This is a genomic window from Candidatus Collinsella stercoripullorum, assembly GCF_027669965.1.
GTDB lineage: Bacteria > Actinomycetota > Coriobacteriia > Coriobacteriales > Coriobacteriaceae > Collinsella > Collinsella stercoripullorum.
Map to the genome: position 1 here is coordinate 35,258 of NZ_JAQECM010000012.1, position 8,021 is coordinate 43,278.

The following is an 8,021-nucleotide window of genomic DNA, read 5'->3' on the forward strand; positions in this document are numbered from 1 at the left end:
CTGCGGCAGCCGACATGTTCATCGGCCGCTTCCTTGCAGGGTGCGTTGGGCATCCGGCGAGGAATGCACCGACGGTTGGGCAACGTCCCGATGACGTTCTCACGGTTTCGCGAGCGCTGCACGTTGCGCTAAACTGGGTGGAATTGAGTTGCGTTTCCACCGACGTGCCGAGTACCCAGCGCGTCGGAACGAGATGGTCGGGGGATGCCCATGCGCCGATTCCAGTACGCCGTTGCCGTGATCATGACCGCCGTCATGTGCCTGACGCCTGTTCTGCAGCCGTATGCCGCCTATGCGGAGGTACTGGCGGCGGAGCGCCAGCTGTACGGGACATCCGATTCCTCTGCTGCGGAGGATGGAGCCGGGACTTCCGCTGCCACTGAGGACGGCTCCGCTGACGAGGGGTCGGTGGGGGAGGAGGCGAGCTCTTCCACGGACGGATCTGGGGATGGTTCCGCCGCCGTCGAGCCGACGCAGCCTTCGGATGCGGGCTCGGAAACCGCAGGGACGGCCGATGCCGCGACGGATGTCTCGACCGAGGATGCGGTCACGATCGACGAGGCTGCCGATGCTGCTGCGGAGGATGGCGAGCGCGACATCCCCGCCGACGAGTTCCGGGGTAATTCCTGGCGTTTCGAGAACGGCCAGCTGATCGGGGGCCTGGACGATGAGAGCGCGCCGAGCGGCAATTTCAGGGCGCGCGCGATGAACGCGTTGCCCGAGGGTGCGACGGCGCAGGGTATCGATGTCAGCGAGTTCCAGTATCAGATCAACTGGGACGCGGTGAAGGCGTCGGGCGTCGATTTCGCGATCATCCGTATCGGGTGGTGGAACAACGGCGTGGACAAGTACTTCGAGCGCAACGTTGCCGAATGCGAGCGCCTGGGAATCCCGTGGGGCGCGTATCTCTACTCCTACTCGATGGATGCCGAGGACGCGGCGAGCGAGGCGAACCACGCGATCGACCTCATGAACCAGATGAAGGCGAAGGGGTACACCCCCGATCTGCCCGTGTACCTCGACCTCGAGGATAAGGAGGTTCCGCTCGACGCGGCGAAGCTCGCGACCATCTCGAGCACCTTCAACGGCAAGATTGCTGCTGCGGGGTACGAGCCCGGCGTCTACGCGAGCGCGAGCTGGTGGAAGAACTACCTGACGAGCCCCGTGTTCGACAGCTGGAGCAAGTGGAGCGCGCAGTACTACAGCGTCTGCGAGGCCCCGAGCGACCCGGACATGTGGCAGTACACGAGCTCGGGTTCCGTCCCCGGCATCAGCGGCCCTGTGGATGTGAACTATTGGTATGACTATTACGACGGTGACCATTGGATCGAAGTCGGAGAAGACAGGTATTACGTTAATAAGGATGGCGAACCCTACACCGGCGAGCTGAAGGTCGGCGGGAGCTGGTACTGGCTCGACCCCGAGCGGGGCGGGGCCATGGCGACCGGCTTCGTCGACCTGCCCGCCGGCAAGACGGTCTACTACGGCGCCGACGGGGCCATGCTCTACGGGGAGCAGAAGATCGACGGGCTCTGGTACCACTTCGACGCGGTCACCGGGGCCATGTCCGTCGGCTTCACCGACCTGGGGTCGAAGACCGTCTACTACGGCGAGGACGGCGCCATGCTCTACGGCCGCCAGGAGATCGGGGGAGAGGTCTACTTCTTCGACGAGGTGACCGGCGCCCTCGTCCGCAGCGGCTGGGTCGAGGACGGCGAGTATGATTACTACGCTGATTCAAACGGTGTCATTCTGGCCACATCTTTTGTAGACGATAGCGGTGAAAGGATTCTTCTAGACTCCTTTGGAAAACCTTGCAAGCCGGGTTGGTATGAGTTCGATGAGATTAGATTCTATGTGATTTCTTCAGATGGAGTCATGGCCAATGGTGAGTATCAAATTGAAGGGAAATGGTACTTTTTCAACGCCGACTGCGTAATGTCTACTGGTTTTGTTCTTCTGGAAGACTCTGCTTCTCAAGGTGGAATGAAATGGGTGTATTACTGCCAAGATGGCTATATGCTGTATGGTGAGCAGAAAATCAACGACGGTTGGTATTATTTGAATCCGGTTAGCGGAGCAGTTACATACGGCTGGTATTACCTTTCTTCTGGAAATAAATGGGTCTATTACGGTGAATACATGGGTGACGGGCGCATGCGCTACGCTGCTCACGTCATAGACGGCATTCGGCGGTATTTCGATCCAGTCACCGGTGCTGCAGATAAAATCGGATATCAAAACCCTATTCAGTACTATCAGGTGAGCACTCAGAATGTTTCTTTGCCATCGTATGCGAGTGGAGGCATTTTCGCTTATATCACTCCTTCGCGCATCGCAGTTGATGCTACTCGAAACGATTGCATCAACGCTATGATTACTCGAGCCATGGACTATCTGGGTACTCCATATCGCTGGGATTATTCTTGCGCTCCAGGGGTTGGAGTCGATTGCTCGGGTCTTGTTATGCAGTCTCTATATGCTACCGGAATGTCGATGTCGCCGTATAACCCCTGGGACCATTATTTCACTCCCGGACATGATCACTATGCTAATGACATGTGGAATGATTCAAAGTTCAGGCATCTGAGTTTCTCTGAGAGGCAACGCGGCGATCTTGTATGTTATTCAGGTCACATTGCAATCTATTTAGGAAATGATCAGATAATTGAGGCTTCGAGTCCGGCAGGTGTTGTCAGGATTGCAAGTGTGTACAGCAGTTCTGGTATTAAAGGCGTTCTCCGTCCATTCGTTTAGCAATGTATTTCTTCATCGCGAGACCCGATAGGAGCTCGACACTCATCGGGTTTCGCGAACAAGCGGTTTTACTCTGCAGCCTTAATCATTAGAGGGTTCGCTCCACGTTGTCTTCTCAACGATGTAGCGTGGCCTATGCTTGCTTTCGAGATAGATTTTCCCGATGTACTCTCCGATTACACCGATGCTGAGAAGCTGGACACCGCTGAGGAAGCAGATGATGGAGGTAGTGCTCGCCCAGCCTGTAATGGTATTACCGGAGAGTGACATCACGACGGCCCAAATCACTCCAATAAAGCTAACAACGGACACAATCAGCCCGAAGAGGGTAATGAGGCGGATTGGCTTTACAGAAAGACTTGTGATTCCATCGGTTGCGAGTTTGAGCATCTTGCTTAATGGATAATGGCTCTTACCGGCAATGCGCTCATGGCGGGCATAATAGACGTTCGTTGATTTGAATCCGATAAGTGGCACCATTCCGCGGAGGAATAGATTGACCTCATTGAAAGTGGATAGAGCTTCGACGGCTTTTGCGCTCATGAGACGGTAGTCTGCATGATTGAAGACAGTTTCAACTCCCATTTTGGTGAGTAGGGAGTAGAACATCTGAGCAGTGGTTCGCTTGAAGAAGGTGTCAGTTTCGCGATTCGAACGTACTCCGTAAACGATTTCAAAACCAGCTTCGTATTGTTCAAGCATTTGGTCCATCGCATCGATATCGTCCTGACCGTCACAGTCGATGCTAATCGAGATGTCAAAAAAAAGATCGCGTTTCCAGGAGTCCTGCAAGTAGAGCGTTTTGATGTCCCCTATTGCGGGAAAGAGATATGCCGCAATAATGACTGTCGGCTTTGGCAAGCTCGGCAATAATGTTCCAAGTTGAATCGGAGCTCCCGTCGTTTATGAAGCAGATCCTGCTTGCGTTTGAGATGCGATTGGATTTAATGAGGGAGAGGAGCTTTTCGAGAAAGAGCGAGCTTGTTACAGGCAGGACGTCTTCCTCGTTATAGCATGGGACAACGATATACAAAACAGGGCGAACCACTGACATCAGAAACAGCCTTTCATAATATTACTCTCGGGCAGCGAGTGGGCAGTTCCGCGCATGTGTATTGAAACGTGGATGCAGAAACTTCCTCGCTCGCGTACCCAGCGTCTATCGTTTGAATTACTATAAGGCAGCAGGCTTGATTTGTGGAGGAAATGACGTGAAGCAATATCGTGCCAAGCATCAGGGCCATGTTGAAAGGACGATTGGGGAGGCAATAAATCTAGGATTGACCCGCATTGGTTTGACGATCCTTCTTATTATCGTTGCGATATTGGCGCTTGCTTCTTTGGTCACCACCTATATCTTCCCGTACACCAATTTCGAGACGCCCTTTAATTCTTTCAGTTATGTTTTGGTTTCTCTTCCCCTAATTGGAGGGGCACTATTTTTTATTACCAAGTTTAGCTATTTCAATCGAGTTCAGTCCAGCCGAGTGATAGCGGTTTGTGCGAGTATCTCGTTTTTGTTTTCTATAATTTGGGTTTCCATCTTTTCGTCCTATCCTCCTAATGCGGACCAATGGATAGCTGTCAACTGCGCTCAGATGCTGCATAATAATGAGGTTGACTTGCTGAATCAAAGCGGATTGCTTCAGGTTTATCCTTTCCAAACAGGCCTAGTTTTATGGAATGAACTAGTAGGTTCTTTATTCGGCTTTTCGAATTGGACTGCTTTTCGTTTGTTAGGATGCATCTCCGTACCAATCATCGTGCTTTTTCTCTCTCGGACAGCAGAGCTCGTTTTTGATAATTCGAAAGTTGGTTCGGTTTGTGCGATTCTGTCTACAGTTTTTCTGCCGCTCTCGTGTTATGCGTCCTTCATTTACGGAACCCTACCTTCATTAGCGGCTAGCCTGATAGCGTTTTGGTTTCAAATTCGGGCGATTCGCATTCAAGCTAATGACGCTGGTAAATGCCTACGTCTAGGTATCACTTCATGTGTTATGTTTTTCATTGCTCTCTTTTTTAAATTGAACAGCCTGATATTTCTTATTGCAGCAGAGGCTGTGTGGTTCTTTACCGCTATCTTGCGAAAGAGTGGAGGGCTGTTAATAATATGCATGCTGAATATAGCCGTCTACTTCTCCTCAAGTTTCATCCCTAATTATATTGTTGAGAATCGTACCGGCATAGAGGTCGGCTCGGGCGTTCCGAAAACGGCGTGGATCGTTATGGGGCTACAGGAATCTGATCGTGCTGCTGGCTGGTATAACGAATATGTAACACAGTACTGGGGGGCTGCTATAGATGGCTCTTACGATGCTTATCAAAACGCCAATAAACAGATTGAGGCCGATTTATCTGAACGAATAAATGAGTTCTGTAGCAATCCTTTGTATGCAGTTGACTTCTTCTCGGAAAAAGTGTTGACGCAGTGGTCTGAACCAACTTTTCAATCACTATGGTGCAGCTTTACTGGTACAGGCACAGTATCCCAGGACGGAAAACTAGCAGGTGTTAATGCTTCATTTGATGGGGATTCGCTGTTGCAGAGCAGTCTGCTCGACGGGATGCTTCATAAAGGATATGTGGTATATTGCGATACATTTCAGTCTATCGTCTATATAATGATTGTTGCCGGATTAGTATTCATGCTGAGACGGCCTACCGAGTTGCATAGTGCTATTTTTGCAATTGCCTTATTTGGCGGCATTATCTTTCATGTGCTGTGGGAGGCAAAATCATGTTACACGTTTACTTATTTCCTAACAGCATTGCCAATAGCCGCACAAGGTATTCTTTACATCAGAGGTTTCATTATGCGCAATAGTACGACCAGAACAACTCTGCATCATTTACGTGATGCAAATTAAGAGAATCTGTTTCCGGACCCTTGATTGCCAAACTTGGCGCAGGCAAGTCTGCACTAAGTTTGGCAATCAAGGCGGGATTAGTCCGTTCGCGGGGGAATAAGGTCAGCTAACGATTGACAAATTCACTTCAAGGTTGTTGTGACATACTTATAAGATAGTCAAGTTGGTCGGGTTTAGGCGTTACGTTGATTGGCGATTTCTAGAGTCTGATTGAGTAAGTGGAAGGTGATTTGCATGCGCTTTAGAGATGACAGCAAGCCGCGTTCAAGATATGTCAAATGCCCACTTTGCGAAGTCGTTTGCCAGTTGAGGTATCCAATTATTCTTAGTATCGATAAAAATCTACCAGTAGACTTCCAAGAATATCTTCGTGATGAATACCCTGAGTATACCACCAACATTGAGAGACAGCATCAAGTTGGCTTTGTTTCAACCCCATCGGGTGTGATTGCGCAACCGGCCATTCAGCAAGAAACTATGAATCATTGTTTTAGCAGCCCTGATGGCAATTGGAAAGTAAACCTAACAAGCTCGTTTGTGGCTCTATCCACAAACGCATACAGTACCTGGGAAGATTTTCGCGAAAAGCTCTGGTTGCCCGTCACTGCTCTTACGCAATGCTATCATCCAGCGTATTGCACGCGTGTGGGTCTTCGTTATGTGGATGTTTATGATCGGGCGAAGCTTGGGGTGCAAGGGACGCCTTGGAGGAGTTTGTTTCGTGAGCAAATCTTAGGAATGGCAGCTGTGCCAGATAACGAGGCCGATATCCAGACGGTCAGCCAACACGCAGAGATTAAATTAGATGAATATGATGCCATCATGCGCGTTATAACGAATTTCGGTGCTGAGTCCTCTAGCCCCAATACGTCACCGCGAGATGTTTTTATAGTCGATACCGATACATATTCATTGAAACGATTCCCAATTAGCAAAGAGGGTGTCGAGGATTGTCTAAATTTCATGCACGACAATTCAACTGAGTATGGTCGTTGGATGATAACTGACGAACTGTTTAGCGCAATGAATCCTGAAGCGATCTCTGGGGAGGCTGTATCGTGAGCGGTATAGTTGGCGTTACAGCACAAGAGGGATATAGTCTTAATATGTATGCATACTCTGATAGAGATGCAACATCAAACGGAATGAGTAATGTGGCCTCATTACCTGCTCAGCTTGAAACAACTGCTGGTCTTCAAACAACAACCGGCATTCTAAGTTCAGGCTACGAGTCTTCTTTACCGCGTAATCTCAGCATATTCTCTGAGGTTGAGCATGGAATCGACAGTCCATCTCTTGATGAAGGGCAACGCTTTCTCGCGCATGATCTAATAACTGCGATCAAGGCCAGCCTTCTGCTAAATTATCGAGAGCGATATATGAATCTGCCTTATTCTGAGCTACATATGACTGTCCTTGATGATAATTCTGCTTTAATTGAATGGACCTACCTTAATTTTCGTGCAGGTTTTTCCATCGAGCAAGATGTCAGTAAGTCATCATATTATGTGCTTGTGCGTGACGAGACAGATGGGAATAGTACTGTTATACCCGAATTTGGGCAATTATCAAAAGATAATGTGGACGCAGTTGCAGCAAAGGTTGTTTCGCTTATTTCGGAGAGACTCTGATGCTTGATCGTGGCGTTGAAGCCGAACTTGAAAAGACATTTCCAAGCAGCCTCTTTCGAGGCTTTACCGTATCGGCAATTCAGGATGACGGCATGTTAAGTGCTAGTGCTTTTGAGTTCAAGGAGTTTGACGGTCGCGGTATTCAGGAGTGCTCGGTTAATTGGAACGATGATGCGGGCTCTTTGCTGCAAATCGCTGCGCAAATAAAGGAAAACGGACAAAAACAGTTCAAATACGGTGCCTGTCAAATTTCTAGAGCTGTGATTGACCGCATGAGTGGGCTTGCTGCAGCGATAACCGCAGGGTTTAACTATGAACGGAAGCCTGTTGAGGGTAATCCCTATCATGGAAACTTGCTCTGTAAAACTGAGCTTTCCCGTTCTGGGAAAAAGGCGTTATGCGGTATGCTTGCCATGTCTTACGATCGGTTATATACGCGTGAGCAGCTTGATCAGATTTGCAGCGGTTCGATTGAAGATGCAGACATGCATCGTCGCTAACTTAAACGTTGAATTATAGAACTGCAGCAGTCTATACAGCCCTTCCGTTAGTTTGGGTGTTTGAGCGGCCGCTGCGGTAACGTACATTTTCTTGCGCACTTTTCGACAGCCCCATAGGCCCGCCTCACGGTGCGGCTGCTCCTTCAGGAGCATTGCGTATAGGTGCGCCTCGAGCCCCACTCGCTCTCGGCCACGTACTTCAGCCTTGCGGTCACCAGCATGAGGGCGCTCCTGTCGTCGGTACCGTCAAGATTCTTGCGCACTTT

The 8,021-nt window shown here is 49.8% G+C and carries 7 protein-coding genes; 5 read left to right on the forward strand and 2 right to left on the reverse strand.

Annotated elements, in window-relative coordinates:
- Nucleotides 1-210: 210 nt before the first annotated feature.
- On the forward strand, nt 211-2,757 hold the full coding sequence (locus PHA29_RS04460; RefSeq protein ID WP_270848320.1) for a GH25 family lysozyme: 2,547 nt from the start codon (nt 211-213) through the stop codon (nt 2,755-2,757).
- 81 nt (nt 2,758-2,838) lie between these two features.
- On the opposite strand, the gene PHA29_RS04465 is transcribed toward PHA29_RS04460, so the two are convergent.
- Both PHA29_RS04465 and PHA29_RS04470 read right to left on the reverse strand, forming a co-directional pair.
- Entirely contained in the window at nt 2,839-3,627 is a 789-nt protein-coding gene (locus PHA29_RS04465) for a hypothetical protein (protein WP_270848332.1), read from the reverse strand.
- The gene (locus PHA29_RS04470; protein WP_270848321.1) at nt 3,515-3,811 is read right to left on the reverse strand and encodes a glycosyltransferase; all 297 of its coding nucleotides are present in this window, start codon (nt 3,809-3,811) and stop codon (nt 3,515-3,517) included. Before PHA29_RS04470 ends, PHA29_RS04465 begins: the two co-directional genes overlap by 113 nt.
- Nucleotides 3,812-3,968: 157 nt before the next feature.
- Here PHA29_RS04470 and PHA29_RS04475 point away from each other — a divergent pair, with 157 nt between their 5' ends.
- From PHA29_RS04475 to PHA29_RS04490, 4 genes are all read left to right on the forward strand, one after another.
- Nucleotides 3,969-5,624, forward strand: a complete 1,656-nt coding sequence (locus tag PHA29_RS04475; protein WP_270848323.1) for a hypothetical protein — start codon at nt 3,969-3,971, stop codon at nt 5,622-5,624.
- Nucleotides 5,625-5,858: 234 nt separating this feature from the next.
- On the forward strand, nt 5,859-6,686 hold the full coding sequence (locus PHA29_RS04480; RefSeq protein WP_270848325.1) for a TIGR04255 family protein: 828 nt from the start codon (nt 5,859-5,861) through the stop codon (nt 6,684-6,686).
- Nucleotides 6,683-7,255: a hypothetical protein gene (locus PHA29_RS04485; RefSeq protein WP_270848327.1), complete on the forward strand. Its 573-nt coding sequence runs from the start codon at nt 6,683-6,685 to the stop codon at nt 7,253-7,255. The genes PHA29_RS04480 and PHA29_RS04485 overlap by 4 nt, the downstream gene beginning before the upstream one ends.
- A complete protein-coding gene (locus PHA29_RS04490) occupies nt 7,255-7,755 on the forward strand; it encodes a hypothetical protein (protein ID WP_270848328.1) in 501 nt (166 codons plus the stop codon). Before PHA29_RS04485 ends, PHA29_RS04490 begins: the two co-directional genes overlap by 1 nt.
- Nucleotides 7,756-8,021 lie beyond the last annotated feature (266 nt).

Coding starts and splice junctions, on each gene's coding strand:
- PHA29_RS04460 (WP_270848320.1), top strand. CDS start 211: ATGCGCCGATTCCAGTACGCCGTTGCCGTGATCATGACCGCCGTCATG.
- PHA29_RS04470 (WP_270848321.1), bottom strand. CDS start 3,811: ATGTCAGTGGTTCGCCCTGTTTTGTATATCGTTGTCCCATGCTATAAC.
- PHA29_RS04480 (WP_270848325.1), top strand. CDS start 5,859: ATGCGCTTTAGAGATGACAGCAAGCCGCGTTCAAGATATGTCAAATGC.
- PHA29_RS04490 (WP_270848328.1), top strand. CDS start 7,255: ATGCTTGATCGTGGCGTTGAAGCCGAACTTGAAAAGACATTTCCAAGC.